Below are 17,702 nucleotides of genomic sequence, written 5' to 3'. Positions count from 1 at the left end.
CAGTGTTTGAATGCCTCTGTAAAATTGTAAGGCATGGACACTTCATTATTAACGAAATGTTCCGTTCGTGCAGTGATGCATTCACACTGAAGGGGATTCCCCCAACCGTCCCTTTGCATCACTCTCCCCTTCCATCAGGAGACGACACGACCTATGACAATTCTGGTTCACTGTCATCATAATCGGCTGCTTATTGCCATGGTATCTATACTAACAGCATGTGCCATATCCCTGTCAGTATCCTCCCTGACTGTATGGGAGAGTGGACGTAAGGACCGTTGCACAGTAGACCGACAACATGTTCTCTGTTGAAAGGATATGGAAAAAAGGCGCATCCCCTTTTCGGCATCTTCATTACCGACAGGATACACCATAGATTACCGTCTTACCGTCGCTCCCTTTAGCCTAACGCTTGTCCAATCACTCTGCTTCATACAACGCGCTCCAAGCCGCCGTCAACGGCACGGCCTGCTTATCGTTAACCGACACGTACGGATCATCCTGCACATAGAACCGCCACAGCTTGCTCTCATATTCTTGCGCATACGGAATGTTGATGCGCGGCGCACACACAATCCTGTCCGCCCCCGGCCATGTCCCGCCTTCCATCCACAGATCATCGCTATGCATCATATCTATGCCGTTGCATTGCTTATCGATCTGTAGCGCCTGACAGAGCTTTCCCGGACCGTTGCATAAATCCGCCGCTTTCCGCGAACGAATGCGGCGGAACTGCTTCATTCTCGCTTCATCGTCGTCCGTCAGCGGCGCGATTGCCCGGATAAGCACCGCTTCCGGCTTGTCCGTTGCGTTCGCCACCACGTTCAGGCAATGATACATGCCGTAAATGAAATAGACATAGGCCGTTCCGCCGTCATGGAACATCGTCTCCGTCCGCGCCGTCCGCCGTCCATTATAAGCATGGCAGCCTTTATCTTCAGGACCGGCATAAGCTTCCGTCTCAACAATTCGGCTCCTGATGATGCCCGCTTCCGTCCTGCGCACCAGCACACTGCCGAGCATCATAATGGCCAGCGTAACTGCATCGTGCTGATACGTACCACGGGTATACCGCCCATCTGGCGGCAGCGGCACAAAAAACGTCGTTCCTGTAGAGTCCTCTACCTGTTCCGCCCCCCTATTCACCGCTTCCGTCATCTGTCCATCCCCCTTCCTTTTCCATACTGTTGCTTCAGTTTGGCTCTCCTTTTGTTCATGCCACTCGATTTCTGACGACGGCGCTAAGCTCAAGAGGCGGAGGAAGTGTCTTCCGACCGCTGTCCATACTCACATATTTCTAGGAATGCGCAGCGGCGGCAGCGGCGAGCATTCTCTGTCGGCTCGAAGGAATCTACCGATAACGGGCGGTTGATCGCCGGCTCCGCCAAATAATCTCTCATCAACTGAATGCTTGTGACCACGTGCCGCTCTAACTCCGCCATCTCTTCACCTTCGACCTGATCCTCGTAACATTGTCCGCTCAGCAAATACTCCGTTCGTATATCAAGACGTTCATACGGCACTTCGTACATCCGATGCACGTACAGACCATACAGCCTCAGCTGCGTCTTGTTCCGTTCGTCTTCCTGTCCCGTCTTCCAATCCACTATGACGTGCCGATTATCTTGGCGGAACATGAAGTCAAGCTTCACATACACTTTCGTACCCGCTACCTCGATCGTATTGAGCCGTTCGATTTCCAGCAGGCGAGCTTGCTGCTCCTGGACGAACTGCTGCAGGCTGCGGCTTCCTAAAAATCGGTCCGCAAGTATCGGAATGCGGCGTTTAATCGTGTCGGTTACATGGTGCGGAAGCTCGCCGTCATAATACATCTCATGCAGCATCGTGCGCTTCTTCGGCTGCTCCCGCCATGCCGCTTGATCTAATGAATCCTTATACGCTTGATTCAACAAGTTGCGCACTCGCCGCGTCAGCTCATCCGCTTCCAGCAGGCGTCCTGCCTGATTGAACTGCATCAGCGTCGTCTCCGCCATTTTATGCATCGCATCTCCAAATACCAGATACAGGTTCGTCATCTGCTTCAGGCGATACGCCTGCTTGGCTAGCTCCGGCGCATCGGCCAACCAGCCGTTATGCGCAGCATAATAGTGATAGTAATATTTGCGGCGGCACTCTTCGAACAACGTATGCCGCGACGGCGACCACGACCATTCCGGGTAAGCATTTCGCTGCACGGATATATCCACTCCTTTTATCGTTCACACAGCTTCCCGCAGCACCTTGAGCCTCTTCCGCGGTGAAGGAACGACTTCTTTGCATCTTGAATCTATTATACCGTCCGGTATTCGATTGTAAAAAACGTTCATGCATGACAACGATACTGCCGGATAACTTCTATATGTCTGCCCTCTCCAATTCACCGGGATCAACGAAGCCGCTTACCCGATAGGGCAGCGGCTTCGGATTTGCGTGCTTTCAATTTTTTACCCATGCGACTTTCAAATCCATCTCTTTGATGCAGTCCGAAGTATCATACAAGTCGTTATTGACAAGCGGCGACACCGGGTAGACATTCATTCGCGCCGGGCTGTAAGGACGCAGCATGCGGGCCAACGCCTCTACTTCTGTCGTCTCACTGTTCAGCCAGGCCTCCGCCTCACTCTGCTCCAAAATCGCTGGCATCCGCGCATCAAATTCCGCAATCAGATCATTGGCCCGGGTCATGAGTAGTGTACAGGTACGGTACGCCTCGCCGCGCGAATCCTTCCATATATCATACAGTCCGGCCACTCCGAAGATTCCTCTCGTCCGCAGCACCGCACGCATCGGATAGCTCTTCTTTCCTTCCTGCCGCCAATAATAGAACCCGCTGCAAGGAATAATGCACCTTTGCCGCTCAACGACTTTCCAATAGGCAGAATTCTCATGTACCGCATAAATGTCCGCATTCAGCGAGTCTTTGCCCCAGAACGGGACCATTCCCCACCGGTACTCATCCAGTATTCGTTCGCCGCCTGTTTGCAGCACGACCGGAACCGTCTGCGTCGGGCTGATGTTGAACCGGTGCTTGTAATGGAACATCACTCTGTTAATTTGAAAATATTGCGTAACCTCCGGTAAATCCGCCGCTAATGAAAATCTCCTGCACATCCACATCATCCTCCTGTTGAAGAGGTTGTTCAAAAAGTCCCCTTTTGAACACACACTTGAATCGTATTGTTTGTAAAGAAAGGAATATTATTCAAGACAGGAGGGGTATCATTGCAAAAAGAAGCACAACCGCCGCAAATAATTGCGAAGTGTGCTTCTTTATTTCATTCTTATATCTTTCATTTGCTCAATCCATCCACTGGCTGCGCAGCGCGAACAATTCCCTAAGCTCGGTCGTGGACATCTCCGTTATCCATTTGTCGCCGGTGCCAATAATTTGCTCGCTCAACGCCTGCTTCTGCTCGATCATATCATCTATCCGCTCTTCCAATGTACCGAGGGCGATCAGCTTATAAACTTGCACGTTGCGGGTCTGCCCGATACGGTAGGCGCGGTCAGACGCCTGATTCTCGACCGCGGGATTCCACCAGCGGTCATAATGAAATACGTGATTGGCGGCCGTCAAATTCAGCCCCGTTCCCCCAGCCTTCAGGGACAGTATGAACACGCCAGGACGCTCATTTTCAGGCAACGTATCGTCCTGGAAATGCTGCACCATGCTATCCCGATCCGCCTTCGGCACTCCGCCGTGAAGGAAAGGTATTTTCTCCCCCAGCTCCTTCGCAAGAACGGATTGCAGCAGTCGGCCAGTCTCCGCATATTGGGTAAAGATGAGACTGCGCTCATTCTCAGCCCTGAGCTCGGCGAGCATCTCCAGCAAACGGATTAGCTTCCCGGAACGTTCCGGTCCCGAACGGGCTGCCGCTTCTTTATTAAGCAGCCCCGGATGATTGCATACCTGCTTCAGCTTCGTCAACGCCGCAAGAATACGCCCTCTGCGTTCCATCGTCCCGAGCTGCTCCAGGTCGCCGAACAACTGCTGCAGCGTCTGTTCATATACGGACGCTTGCTCCGCAGTGAGCGGCACATACACCTTGGATTCATTTTTCTCGGGCAGATGCAGTTGAATCTCTGGGTCTTTCTTCAAACGGCGCAACAGGAATGGCTGAACGAGCCGCTGCACGAGCATGGTCCACTCCGCATCTTGAGTCCGCTCAATCGGATTCACATACGTTCGCCGGAACTGTGACAGCGTGCCGAGATAGCCCGGATTGAGAAAGTCCATAATCGACCACAGCTCGATTAGGTGGTTCTCCATCGGCGTCCCCGTTAAAGCGATGCGGTGCTGCGCGTTCAGCTTGCGAATCGCAACGGACTGCTTGGCATACGGATTTTTAATATTTTGCGCTTCATCGAGACAGAGTGAATTCCACGTTGTCATCCGCAGCTGCTCGCGGTCCAGCAGAGCGAGCGTATAGGTCGTGATAACGACGTCGGCATCTCCAATCTCATTCAAGAAGCCAGCCCCTCTAATCCGAGTGGGCCCGTAGTGCAAGCGGACGCGCAATTGGGGCGCAAAGCGCTGCAGCTCCTTCTGCCAATTGCCGATAAGCGATGTCGGGCAGATGAGAAGCGAGGGCCCTCCTGCAGGCGCTTCTTCCTTCACACGCAGAAGATAAGCGATCCACTGTATCGTCTTCCCGAGTCCCATATCATCGGCAAGACAGGCCCCGAGGCCGAAGCGCCGCATGAACATAAGCCAGGAGTACCCTTCGGCCTGATAAGCGCGCAACGTCCCTTGAAGCGCGGCTGGCGCTTCGCACTGCGGGACCGACGAATGATGCTGCAGGTTGCCGATGAGTTGCTGCAGCTGTTCGTTCAGTTCCATTTCCAGCTGCATTTCATTGCCCCGCTGTAGCGCATCCTCGCCCAATTCCTCCTCGAGCCGCGCCCGCTCCGCGTTTAAATGCAGCTCCAGCACTTCGCCCAAGGTGACTCCTTCGCTACCAACCTTCTTCATCATGCTGCGAATCTGCTCTACTTCTTCCGGATTCAGTTGAATCCATTGACCGTGCAGACGCACAAGCCTGCGATCTTCTTCAATCAGCGTTCGGAATTCGGCTTCACTTAATTGCAAATCTCCGACCGCCAGCTTCCAATCAAACTGCACCATATGCTCCAGGCCGATCATAGACACCGATGAGAAGCCGGCGGAAGAAGTTAATTTGGCTTTGAGCCGCGTCTTCATCTGGCGCACCCTCTGCCACCAGGCAGGTACTACGACGTGGAAACCCGCTTCCGCCAGAAGCAGGCTCCCGTCAGCGAGAAATTGCCATGCCTCTGTCTCGGTCAACCGCGTCTTCATGCGGCTGCTGCCTTCGTCGTTCGCCAGCCAAGGCAAAATCTGCAGCAGCTTGTCGACATCCCGCTTGAGCCGAGGGCCGATGAACGGAAGCCATAGTTCCGGGAACGAGCCGATGACTGGGGAGACTTGCTCTTCTGTCTTCTCATCAGCTTGTATGTCCGAATGGTCCATATCGCCTTCTGCTCCCACTTCCGCAGCACCTGTTGCAACAGTTGCAACGTCTTCTGCAATTCCCTTCGCTGCCTGCCTCGCCTCGTCGCGAGCAGCCTCTCCCGCTATGCGGTCAAATTTGCATGCAAGCTGATGATCGGCATCATTCTTGTCTTGCAACAGCACATGCAAGCTCCAAGAACCGCGATCTTCTTCCGGTTCATCCAAGCGCAGCACGACACGGAATGGAGTGTCGTCCTGCTCCCATCTGATGGAATTCAGCCAATCCTGCTCATCCCACCAAGGAGAACGCTCTACAGGCAAGCGCAGAGCCTCTAATTCCGGTCTGGCACTTACTGCCTTTCGCCACAATACCGAATATTCATCACGCTGCTGCAGCAGTTCTGCCATCAGGCCGTCGAACCAATCTGACAATCCTGCACCGTCATCCCCCAACAAGCGGGCTTGTTCGTGAAGATCAGTCCATTCGGTTTGTTCCGTCTCCGTCAATAGCAAGTCCCATCCGAACGACCCTTGCTTCCATTTGGTGTAAGAAGGTTGAAATCGCCCCTCGGCAACTATCTTCCCGTAAAGCTTGGCGCTCTGTGCCGCAATGCGGAGGCTGCCGCCCTGCGCCACTTCCGCCCAGCGAGCCGTAGCCGGCTGCGTTACCATCTCAAGCAGTTCTGATGCTGTCACCACGATTCCTTCTTTACGATCGTCCTCTTCCGTGCGAAGCATCGTGCCGTAGAAGGAAGGCGCGTGCCAAGCGAACAACATATGCTTAAGCGCCTGTATATCGCGCAGTAATCCAGTATTGAACAAAAAGAAGCTTCCATCCCCGCGCCTGCGGATTTCCACCATCCAAGACAACGCTCGTTCTATCATACAATCAGCGCCCCTCTTTTGATTTCCTCCTGCAGCGCCCTCAGGCGGGAGTAGCGATCGAAGAGACCGTCCATATACCGCTCCCATACGGAAAGCGAGTGAATGTTCTCATATAATCGATGCATGCGCTGCAGAAGATGCACCGCAGCACGGTAATGCTCGCGGCTGCGCTCCTCGATATGCCGCTCCACAGCTTGATGGTACAGCGGCAGCACCACTTCTGGCGCGGCACGCTCCACGATGTCCAGCTCTGAAGGCGCCACTTCTTCCGGAGAGATGCGCTGCAGCAATTGGATTTCCGCCCAATCCCGGTAGCGCTTCCGATCCAACAGAAAGGCAGACAAATAAGGATATACGCCTGGCATTAACGTTAAGATAAGCGACTCCATTCCAGCCTGGTCCTGTGCCAGTTCATATACACACTCCCAAAATTCCCAATATTGCTTCATATCTTCACGGCGGCCTGACTGGCGCACGAAAGGCGCGAGCGCCTCCAACCAGATTGCGAGACGATCCAGCCGATTGTGCCGCACGTGCTCATGCAGATACATCCAATAACGCCCCGGCTCCTTATAATACGTCAGCTCGTTCAAGCGCTTTACCGCCTGCTCTTCGTATCCGAGCATCACCTCAAGATGAAGGAGCGCGGCACGGATGGCATCCCTCCGCCGCGGCCGCAACGCGGATACAGGAGCAAGCATCGTCTTGAGCCGCTCACAAGCTTCCTCCATCCATTCACGCCGATTGAGCACCGTCGACCATAGCACAGCGAACGGCTCCAGCCCGTCCACTGGCGATTCCTCTTCCGAGAAAGCAATCGCCTCAGCCATCACGCCCAAGTCAGATACATGCTTTTCGTAGACAGACGGTATAGATGAGAGCGCGAAAGATTCCGCCAAGGATTGCAATTGATTCAGGCACGGCGCCACGACTTCTGCAACGGGAGCATCCCTGCCTTGAATTCCCGTGGTGCCTCCATGGCGATAACGGATGGACAGCTGTTGAATGAGGAACAACAGCACATGCATGTGGTACAAGGGCACAACCGGCTTCGGCAGCACGTCGGCAGCACGATACAGCTCCTCCTTCGTCCATTTCACAATGCCGGTCACTGGCGAATGGAAGTCGGTGAATGCCTTGCCATACTTTTTATGAAAAAAATCATGCCATTCCTTGGCCGGAGCCGACGGGGACAAGGCCATCTGCCTTGCCTGCTTGCGGCGCTCAAGCTCCGCCTTCTGCTCCGCCCGCTTGCGCGTAGCCGCTCGGTGGCGTTCCTCGTCGATATATACTTGACGGAATTCGGCCAAATACAATTCTGGCTTGCCGCCGGTCTGCTCGCACAGCTGGAAGAACACGGCAGCCATATGTTTGCAATATCCACCGTCCGGACATGTGCAATCGCTTCGCTTTACTTGCTTCACGTTGAAGCGGACACGGTAGCGCTTCGTTTCATGCACCTCCGCCGTTATCCACTGCTCCTTGCTTGACTTAACCTCTGCATTCACCTCTGCCTGCATCCCGGACACGGCTTGCTTGCGGTAATAACGCCAGCCCTGTTCCAGCGTGGAATAGCTGAAGTGACGCTTCATCTGTTCGGTTAAACGGTTGAATTCATTAACGGACAGTCCCAGTTGTGACAACCACAAGTACCTCCACTTTGACGGCGTTCTACCCTGAAAGCCGCATTCTATATCCTTTCAGTTTACACAAAATAATCGGAATATAGAAGAAAAGACAACGAAAAACGGGCTGCTGATTTAAATCAACAACCCGCTTGGATGAACAATTCCATTCACAGCAACGTACTATTACAGAAATGCCTCACTTTTATTTGCGATTGTTACTATCCACGGCCAGATGAATTCGGCTCAGATTTCCCTTATTGTCGAATTTCGCAACGAGCGATGGCTTGCCTTTGCTCGCGAAGATGCAATCTCCCCAATCCGGGTCGATTTTCAGCTCATACGACTTCAAATCAATTCCGAACACCTGCTTGGCGACTGGCGTCACGATTTTCAAAGCATCCGCTTTCGATACCGCTTTATCTTTGCCATTGTTATTCTTCGGACTGATGACGACCTCGAGCACCTTGTTGCTCTCTGCCCCGATCGTCACGGACTGAACCGCTTTTTGCGCCTTCTTCCCGCCTTGCCGCGCGCTCCCGTCGACGGCCATATTACGGAATTCCCATATGTTGATAGGCCCGTCCTTGTAATGAAAAACATCTTGGAAAGGAAGTTCATTAGCTTGCGGCATGTTCTTTACGGTTTGCTCCGCCAATTGCTTCATCTTGGCATCCGCTTTGGCTAATCCGGGGAACAAGAAGTAACCAGCCACTTTGCCCGTTTTCAAATCTACGCTGACAAGATTAGGCTGTATAAATACTTCTCCCTCCTCTTGCTTCATGCTGAAGGTCATAAGCTCTTGCCCGTTGCCGCGATTGTAGTAGTAGCTTACCGAAGCAAACACCTCCTTGTGCGTACCCATCTGTTGCTTATATTCGGCTTGCGCGGTCTTCAACGCCTCCGCGTAATTGTCTGGCAAGTCAGATATGTCGTAATTCAAACTAACCGTCAGCACTTCATTTGTCGTTGCGTCCACGCTCACGATAGCGGCACGGCCTTCTGCTTCCAAAAACCAGCGCGTTTTCGCTGATCCAGCCGCTGATCCAATTCGAGAATGAATCCCCGTCCTTTCAACTCGGCCTTGGTATTGCCATAAGGGACTGGCTCCGCCGCTGCTTTGCTTAAGGAGCGCATTTTTGCTTTCAAGACTATAGGTCATGTCGTTAATACCGTCCCACGCCGCCACAACCTGCCCTTGCTCGTCCTTTATGCGGTACAGGAATTGCGGTCCCAACGTCCCATATTGGTTACTCCAAGCCTGAGATTCGCGAATGTCGACGAGCAACTCCGACTTGCTCGGCCCATGCCGGAGCTGGAGAAAGTCCAGCTTGAAGCCAAATGGAGACTCATAGCGCTTGTTCAACGGAATGAAGTTGGTCGCGCTCTTGGCTGGGGCCAGCGATACCGGAACCTTCAACTGCCACTTCCCCTTCGTCTCCCCAAGCAGATTGATGTCGAAATGAACGACGATCGTGTCCGGAATATCCTTCGGAGAGCGGATGAAGTACCCTTGTGTCGGGTCATCAATCCCGACCTCGAGAATCGCGTTGTCGCCATGGGTACGCGCTAGCGGCAGATTGACGCCTTTCAGATCATTTCCGTCCAAGTCGGTAACCACATAGTTGTTTATGTACGGATCCGTGTCAGGCTTCATTGACATGAAATCGGTAAACAACAGATCCGGATTAATCGGCTTACCGTCCTTCTCAATCCCGTACATAAGCGATACGCGGAATGGATCGGCCATCACTTCCTTCACCCTGAGCGTAATGCCCTGATCCGTCACTTCCAGATTGACGGGCTGGGAATACCCTTGCTCTACTGCCTTCTCGATGCCGGCGTCCAGACCAACGGACAGAAATAGCGACTTGATCATCGAAGCGAAGGCGGGTGACACGGCGGCGCTTACGGAGATGGCGATAGCGATGCCGGCGGCGGTCACTGCCGCTTTTTTGATGAAGCTTCCCGTTCGTCTGCGACGAATTCCCTGTTGCTCCTTCTTGGCCGCCTGCTTCTCTCCCGCAGCTCTGAGGGGATTTCAATCGTTTCTACTTCGCGGCTAATTCGATTGTTCATGATACATCCCCCCCCCTCTTCACGCATTTGCGGAGTTTGTCCAGCCCTCGGTACAATATCGTTTTTGCCGTACCTAAGGGGATATCCAACATTTCCGAAATCGACTTTAACGTGTGACCTTGAGTTGATCGCGATGCGGGTCAACCATGTTTTGAAATAGTGCGCCTCTTTCAAGGAAGTAATGGATTTAAAGGAGAGATCGCCGTCTCCTGCACGACATCGAGCGCATCCTCTTCGTTCTTCACGTACATGTAAGCCGTCCGGTAAATCATCTCTTCGTATTCCTGGAACAGCATGGCATACGCTTTGTCGTCCCCTTTTTGCGCTTTCCTCACCAGCTTATCGGTATTCATTGCTACGATGACGTCTCCTTTCCCTTTCCCTGTTAGAGGTTATTCAAAAAGTCCACTTTTGATCACGAAGTATCTCAAGAATGCCATTCGACATCGAATCTTGCATTCACTCTCGAAGAGCTTATGCTTCCGAAGCATGTTTCCTTTGGAAACATTTCAGGTGCTCATGTAGCCTCGCCTACACTCCGCTCCTCCTTCTTCAAGTTCTTGCAACCTTCTCGGTGCTGAAAAGTGATCTTTTTGAATACGTACTATTAGACAGACGGCGGTCGGTTTTGGCTTTCCTTTTTTTTAATTTCCTCATAACATGATTCCGCTGCGCGTGTTCCGCACATGACAAAAGGCACAGCACTCGCTGTTACGCGAAGCTGTGCCCGTTATTATGAGTTGTTGCCATCACACACATCATTGTGCCTCGATGCTACTCTATCGTGATACGCAAGGATGCTTTTTTGCCGCCGTATGTAAATGTAATGACGGCCTTGCCTTTGCTCACCGCAGTGATCGTGCCCTGATTGGCGGTTGCTTTCCCATTTGACTTGGCTTGGGCGAGCGACGTTACATCGGTGCTGTTCCCACTGCTGGACACGGCCTGTACCCGATAAGTAGTTGTTTGATACGGCGCGAGCTTTGAGCTCGATGACGTGACCGTCAATTTCTGCAACTTCGGCGTGACCTGAACCGGAATTTCAAACGTGCGGTCACCGTAAACGCCGACGATTTTCGTCGTGCCTTCCGTCAGGCCCTTAACGTTGGCACCCGTCACTTTAGCGATTTGCCCATTTCCGGACGTCCATGTGACCTTGCTCGCAAGCGATACCTTTTTGCCGTTGGAATAGGTGCCGATCACTTTGATAGGCTTGGAGGCTCCGGCTCCGATAACGAGAGACGTCGGTTGAACCTCGATGCCCGTCAAGCTCTCCTGCAGGCTCACGGGCAGTGATACCCCCTTTCCTCCATAATACAGTTTTACGCTCGCACTGCCCTTCGACTGGCCTGCCGCCGTAACGGTGCCGTTGCTCACTTGAATGCCCGTACCGGAAACTTTAGCAGTCACCTGCGATGAGACATCCACCTTGCGCCCGCCTTCATAAATGGCTTGAACGGAATAAGCGGCTGATTTACCGGGTGTCAGAACCAGCTTCGCAGGCGTTACGGTTAATTTTTTAATCTTCGGTGTAATCTGCACGGGAACTTCGAACTTTTGCTCGCCAAAAACGCCCGTCACGGTCGCACTGCCTTCTGCCACTCCTTTTATCGTAGCGCCGCTTACCCTCGCAACTTGCTCATTTCCGGATTTCCATTGGATTTTATTTGCGATCGATACTTTCTTACCACTGGAGTAATAACCCATTACTTTAATCGGCTTGGAGGAACCCACACTTAATGTGACGGAAGCTGGCTCCACCCCATACTTCACGAAGTCCTCTTGAATACGTACGGGAACGGTAACCGTCTGATTGCCGTATGTGCCTTTCAGCTTCGCTGAGGCGCCATATCTGCCGCTCACCTTGCCTCCAACGATAGTCAACACGTCCGAACTGGACTGCCACGTGATGGATCCGGTAACGTCTTCTATTCTGCCGTCCTTATATACAGCGTTCACCTTCGGCACGTCGGCTTCCTTGCCAATGACAAGATATAAGGATTTGGCTTGAGCCTTCAATTTAAATGAAGCTGCAGCTGTATTGCCTTGAGCTTGCATGCTTGCCGGCCATAATATGGTAAGGATCAGTATGGCACATGCGAATAGCAAGATGAATCCGCAGCGGCGTTTGCCTGGTTCAAATACTAACTTCATAAGTTTCTCCTCTCTCAACTGCCTAGCTAAATAATTTGATTCTCCGTTCCGATGCCTAACAATTAGAGTTTCTAAACAATACGAAAGGTTCACATGATTTAGAAAGTCTCTATTCCTTATAACGGCTGTTGATGAGAAAAAGTGTTGCTTTTTGATGAAATCGGGCAGTTCAAACCTAGTACAACCGCTTTCACACACGCCTCGATGCCCATTAAATTCTTCCATAATTACCTTACCAATATTTACATTAATATTGAGAACGGTTACCATATTCACTTTTTTCTCCAGATACCGATAAATACTTTTGCCACAACATGATCTTCATTATCTTTTCATCCTAGAGAGGAGTTACCACTCATTATGAAAAAGTTATTTGACCGTTATAAAGCATCCTTGACCAAACAGATGTTGCTTCTTCTCATTGCGCTTGTCGTCATTCCTTCTGTTGTACTAAGCTATACGTTGACCCATCTAGCCCGCAACCAGCTGGAGCGCGAGCTGCTGTCCCAAGTCGACGAGGTTACCAAGATGATGAACCAAGTGTTTAATGAAACGCAACAAGATTTCTCCGTTACGATAAGCAGTCTTGCTGACCTCAGCATTCCCCCTGGGCAGAACCGCGACACCTACATATACGACCGCATTCGCAACGTGGCGAAAGATTCGGATAATGTGCTTGCCGCATTCGTATCTTCAAAAGGGAACTTCTACACCTCTTCCGAAAATGCAAAAACCGACTACGATCCGGCTACACGCGGTTGGTACAAACAAGCCATGAAACAGAAAGGGCAGCTGGCCATGACGGATCCTTATATTGACGTCATGAGCGGCAGATATGTCATTACCTTTTCCAAGACAACAGCAGACGGCTCCGGTGTAGCAGGCATCGATGTCGCAATCGATAACTTGAATGAGATGGTCGGCTCATTCACGATCGGAGATCGGGGATATGTTAGTTTATTCGACCGTAACAATGTCACGATGTCCCACCCGCACTTTACGAAGGGTGAGCCCGTGAAGGGCGAACAATTCGAGGACATGCGCAAGCAGGAGCAAGGAACGTTCATGCTCGCGGGTGAAGGCCGCAAGGAATATTACAGCTATGACAAACGGAATGCTCTAGGATTGAACGTCGTCTCTGTCCTGGACTCGAGCGAAATTGCAGAGAAGACGAGCAAGCTGCAGTGGATTGCAGGCTTGTTTATCGCCCTTTTGCTCGGACTGATCGGTTTGTTTATCTGGATATTTATGAAGCGGATGATCGTGCCGATTATGCGCTTGAAGTCGGTGACTGACACCGTCGCTCAAGGGGATCTAACCGTTCGTGTCGCAGAGAAAGGGCGAATCGATGAGATCGGCCAGCTTGAAGCCAATTTTAATACGATGTCGCAATCGCTGTCTGATGTGCTGATTGAAATTAGCACCCACTCCGAGCAAGTGTCTGCTGCCTCACAGGAGCTGTCCGCCAATTCGGAGCAGAACGTCAGCACGATCGAACAGGTGGCCGCCTCGATGCAGGAAGTATCGGCGAAGTCCTCCGATATGAACAGCAGCGTGCAAGCAGTCAAGCAGACTTCGGAGATTACCCGTAGAGAGCTGGAGAATACGCTCCGCATCGTACACGCAAGTACGGAAGCGTCGCAGCATATCAATGAATTGGCGAATACCGGTGAGGAGGCGCTCAGCGCGGCCAAGCGGCAAATGGTTGCCATACTCGACCATTCCAACCGCTCCAAGGCAGAGACGGAGACCTTGAACCAAGTGGCCGAGGAAATTAGCGGCATTACCGGCTTCATCCAAGCTATCGCCTCGCAGACGAACCTGCTCGCTCTGAACGCCGCTATCGAGGCTGCGCGAGCAGGCCAAGAAGGACGCGGCTTCGCTGTCGTCGCTCAAGAGGTGCGCAAGCTGGCAGACCAGGCGGGAACCGCTGCCAGCAAGATCGCATCACTTATCGGTGATATACAGGAGCGGGCCCGTCTCATGCTGCACCGCATGGAGGAAGGCGTGGAGTCCGCCTCAGCCGGAAGCGAGCTGACGCAGTCCGTCGAACATTGCTTCGCTGACATGTACAGCGCAATTGCCAACATCGACACGCAGCTCGGGCAGGTAGCTCACGTGGGCGAGCAATTGTCGCTGTCCAATGAAGCGATGATTGTCGCTTTCGACGAGGTCAGCGTCATGAGCCACGATACCGCCAACGAGATGGACATGGTGGCTGCCGCCAGCGAGGAGCAGAACGCATCGATGGAGGAGATTGCCGCATCGGCGATTCATCTGTCGAGCATCGCCGAGGAGCTGCAAGCATTGGTTGCAGGCTTCAAGCTAAATATGGAGCCGAACGGCAAACGATAATGCCTGCGGCAGACGGGCAGCTTAAAGAAGAGGACGTAAGGATATATTCCTTACGTCCTTTATTTTGAGTGATTCCTGCCTGTTCGTTATTTTATTTTGATACTCGTTGTGCCGAACTCTTTCACTTTCGCCTTCACGCTATACCGGATGGATGCATCAGCGAAGATGTCATCCCAATCCCCTTTTATTTTTTCCCACACCCGCGGATAATGAATTCTCACTTGTTCGCCCAGTCCGATGACATCTGCGCAATATTCCTTCTGAACCTTGTGCAGCATCTTGCCTATCCGCTGCTTCACCCGCTTGACGGTATCCGCCTCCACCTGCCTGATGAAGCGGTTGTCGAAGTCATTCCCGCTCGTCCATTGTTCCCCGATACGGCCATCCGATTCAATCTGCACATCGAAGGAAATGCGGTTTCCATTTACATGGGGGCGAATCTTGCTCTTTAACGATGATTTCGTATACGATCACCTTTCCGGTCCGTGAGTCGTATGCTTTGACAACACCGCCCTGCCCGCACGAGGTAATCCTTCCAATCCTGAGGACGATATGGAGCTGCCGGATTAATGTAAGGCACCCCGAAGCTCTTCAGCTTGACCAGATGACTGCACAGCATCAAGAAGAACAGCACTCCCCCGTACAGTCCGAATACAGCTGCGAAAATCATGGCGATGAAACGAAGAACCCTTAACGAAATGCCTGCATTGTACTGGGGAATCGCGAACGAGGATATAGCGGTATCCGCCACTACAATAACCATGATAGGACTGACGATCCCGGCTTGTACCGCGGCTTCCCCGATAACCAGCCCGCCAACGATTCCAATCGTCTGACCTATGGGCTTGGGTAATCGGAGCCCTGCTTCCCGCAAGATCTCCAGCGCCACTTCCATAATCAACACTTCAATCAGCGATGGAAATGGCACTCCCACCCGGGTATCCGCAATCGAGAGCGCCAGCTTCGTCGGTATCAGCCCCTGATGAAACGAGATGAATGAAATATACAACGACGGGCCAAAAGTGGAAATAAATGCGGCGAAGTAGCGCAGCAGGCGAACCAATGTCCCCAGAATCCACCGTTCATAATAGTCCTCCGGCGATTGCAGCAGCATGTTGAATGTCGTCAGGACGGTCAAGACGAAGGGAGTTCCATCCAGCATAATCGCAACCCGCCCTTCCATTATTGCACTGATGACGCGATTAAGCCGTTCCGTGCTCTGAACTTGCGGAAACGGAGACAGGAAATTGTCCTCAATAAACTGTTCAATATATCCGGTATCTTGGATATCATCAAGGTTAATCCGCTCAATTCTTTCGCGAACCTCTTGGACCAATTTTTCATCGGCAATATCCTCGACGTACGCTATAACGAGTTCCTTCGTAACGCGTTGCCCGACACGGAGTTGGGTTATGGTCAAGTTCGTATTTTAACCATGTTGCCGCAATAGCGTTGTATTATCGCAAATGCTCTCGTTAAAGCCAAGCCGGGGGCCCCTAACCAGTATCTCCGCTGGCGGTTCCTGCGCGCTGCGCGTAATCTCCTTCCTCGTGCCGAGAATAATGACCTCCGGGCTGTTGTCTAGAAACAACGCGGTATGACCCCGCAGCAATTCGGTTGATAAATCGGCCAAGCAATCGACTTCTTTCAGTATGCCGACGGACAATATGTTGTTTTTGATATATTGTGCCGTGTAAGACGGTGCAGGCAAATCCGGGGAATGATCATGCCCCGTCAACGCGAGGTCGCCCATGAGCGATTTCAATATATGCTTATCAATCAAATCCCTGTCGGAAATGCCGTTCACAAATAAAATCGCTGCCTGCTGATTGGTATTGCCCAGACAAAACGTTCGAAAATTCAAATCTGATTGATGTCCGAATTCGGTTCGCACCCGATCCAAATCGGTATCCAGCTTCCCTGTAAAGTCAAGCTGTGGAGTTTGATCCACGGCTTCTTGTCCTGTCTATTCATCGATGGGTTGTTTGGTCTTGGACATTATCCTTGAAAGGCCATATAGAATGGACACCGCAATCACAGCCTGAAAGAGAACGCTCCAGCTCGGAAGATAGGAAACAAACATATTCCACATTCATGATCACCTGTTCAGTAATATGCGTTTTAGTCAAACAGCCTCTGCACTGGCATAGCGTCGATCCTGTTAGTCATGCTTGGCCATGATAACGCTAACCGTGTATGTGCAAGCGTACAGCTTATGCAAGTGATTTGCCGATGGAAGCCCCTCATTCGTTACCGCTTCTGTGACCTGAGCGCTTATAGTCTCCTTCCAAGCCCTTAGCTTCACTCTCCCATAGAGTCAGAAGTGGCCACCTTTGTGTGACAACAGCATATTCCGAAACAGCTCTGTACCGCTTGCCGACTCTGACTCCATCTCCAGAAGAGTTCTGTTTCTGTCCTAGGTTCTATTCCTAAATCCGTATCTAAGTCTGTATCTCAGTTTGTATCTAAGTCTGTGTCTAAGTCTGTATCTAGGTCTGTGTCTAGGTCTGTGTCTAAGTCTGTGTCTAGGTCTGTGTCTAGGTCTGTGTCTAGGTCTGTGTCTAGCTCTGTGTCTAAGTCTGTATCTCAGTTTGTGCTCTGGGTTTTGCTATTCTAATATTGCATCTAAGCTGCCCTGCCCAGGTTGATTTACTAAGTTGATTCGCCTTCTAAGCAAAAATCTGTTTCTGAGCGTGTGGGAGAATGAGTAAAAGGCGATGAAGATGAGTACGGTAGCTGGCGAGCTGGCGGGATGTTATTTGATGTTTATAACCTCTAACGGAGTGAGATGTAACGAGCGACAGAGCATTCATTGGAAAATGTGCAGTGGTTTCCCCTGCTTTAAACTGGAAATCTTCATTCCATTGGAAAACCTCCAGTCAAATCGGGCGGATTTCTGTTTTTCAGCCTTGTTGGGCGGATCTGGCTGGATGAAATCCAATGACTTTCATACAAGACTCGCATTCGTCCCCGTCTCATTGGACAAAATCCAATGAAATCAAGAAATATAAAGATTCGCTGAAGCTAGGGGGCTCATAAGGCTCAGATGCATCATAAGTTCTATGCTCATTGTGCTCAGCAACAGACTTCCTTATCTCAACAAGTCGAACGGCAAAAAAACCAGCTAATGTTTG

General features: G+C 51.7%; 11 protein-coding genes and 2 pseudogenes. 1 reads left to right on the top strand and 12 read right to left on the bottom strand.

The window, feature by feature from the left end; all coding sequences use genetic code 11:
• Positions 1-420 precede the first annotated feature (420 nt).
• The 10 genes and pseudogenes from A372_RS0108070 to A372_RS0108030 form a co-directional block, all read right to left on the bottom strand.
• Entirely contained in the window at positions 421-1,158 is a 738-nt protein-coding gene (locus A372_RS0108070) for a DNA-3-methyladenine glycosylase (protein ID WP_019420328.1), read from the bottom strand.
• Between the two features lie 89 nt (positions 1,159-1,247).
• Positions 1,248-2,195: a PD-(D/E)XK nuclease family protein gene (locus tag A372_RS0108065; RefSeq protein ID WP_019420327.1), complete on the bottom strand. Its 948-nt coding sequence runs from the start codon at positions 2,193-2,195 to the stop codon at positions 1,248-1,250.
• A gap of 241 nt (positions 2,196-2,436) precedes the next feature.
• Positions 2,437-3,111: an SOS response-associated peptidase gene (locus A372_RS0108060; protein WP_019420326.1), complete on the bottom strand. Its 675-nt coding sequence runs from the start codon at positions 3,109-3,111 to the stop codon at positions 2,437-2,439.
• Between the two features lie 187 nt (positions 3,112-3,298).
• Positions 3,299-6,355, bottom strand: coding sequence for a DEAD/DEAH box helicase (locus A372_RS0108055; RefSeq protein ID WP_019420325.1), 3,057 nt, complete (start codon positions 6,353-6,355; stop codon positions 3,299-3,301).
• Positions 6,352-7,998 (bottom strand): SWIM zinc finger family protein, encoded by a 1,647-nt coding sequence (locus A372_RS0108050; protein WP_019420324.1) that lies wholly within the window; start codon positions 7,996-7,998, stop codon positions 6,352-6,354. The genes A372_RS0108055 and A372_RS0108050 overlap by 4 nt, the downstream gene beginning before the upstream one ends.
• 187 nt (positions 7,999-8,185) lie before the next feature.
• Positions 8,186-9,925, bottom strand: a complete 1,740-nt coding sequence (locus tag A372_RS0108045) for a DUF4179 domain-containing protein (RefSeq protein WP_019420323.1) — start codon at positions 9,923-9,925, stop codon at positions 8,186-8,188.
• Entirely contained in the window at positions 9,922-10,059 is a 138-nt protein-coding gene (locus A372_RS37260) for a hypothetical protein (RefSeq protein WP_157259484.1), read from the bottom strand. The genes A372_RS0108045 and A372_RS37260 overlap by 4 nt, the downstream gene beginning before the upstream one ends.
• A pseudogene (locus A372_RS39260) lies at positions 10,056-10,169 on the bottom strand (sigma factor-like helix-turn-helix DNA-binding protein); the annotation flags it as partial. The pseudogene A372_RS39260 and the gene A372_RS37260, both read right to left, overlap by 4 nt.
• 60 nt (positions 10,170-10,229) lie before the next feature.
• Complete coding sequence (locus tag A372_RS39255) at positions 10,230-10,412, bottom strand: sigma factor (RefSeq protein ID WP_019420321.1); 183 nt, start codon at positions 10,410-10,412, stop codon at positions 10,230-10,232.
• Between the two features lie 421 nt (positions 10,413-10,833).
• Complete coding sequence (locus tag A372_RS0108030) at positions 10,834-12,213, bottom strand: Ig-like domain-containing protein (protein ID WP_019420320.1); 1,380 nt, start codon at positions 12,211-12,213, stop codon at positions 10,834-10,836.
• A gap of 360 nt (positions 12,214-12,573) precedes the next feature.
• Here A372_RS0108030 and A372_RS0108025 point away from each other — a divergent pair, with 360 nt between their 5' ends.
• The gene (locus A372_RS0108025) at positions 12,574-14,568 is read left to right on the top strand and encodes a methyl-accepting chemotaxis protein (protein WP_019420319.1); all 1,995 of its coding nucleotides are present in this window, start codon (positions 12,574-12,576) and stop codon (positions 14,566-14,568) included.
• A gap of 86 nt (positions 14,569-14,654) precedes the next feature.
• On the opposite strand, the gene A372_RS33555 is transcribed toward A372_RS0108025, so the two are convergent.
• Positions 14,655-14,981 (bottom strand): Ger(x)C family spore germination C-terminal domain-containing protein, encoded by a 327-nt coding sequence (locus A372_RS33555; protein WP_337483664.1) that lies wholly within the window; start codon positions 14,979-14,981, stop codon positions 14,655-14,657.
• A 35-nt stretch (positions 14,982-15,016) separates the two neighbouring features.
• Positions 15,017-16,519 (bottom strand): annotated as a pseudogene (locus tag A372_RS33550) (spore germination protein).
• Between the last annotated feature and the right edge of the window lie 1,183 nt (positions 16,520-17,702).

This window comes from Paenibacillus sp. OSY-SE, assembly GCF_000283315.1.
GTDB classification, from domain to species: domain Bacteria; phylum Bacillota; class Bacilli; order Paenibacillales; family Paenibacillaceae; genus Paenibacillus_B; species Paenibacillus_B profundus.
This window is presented reverse-complemented; position numbering and strand designations above follow the sequence as displayed.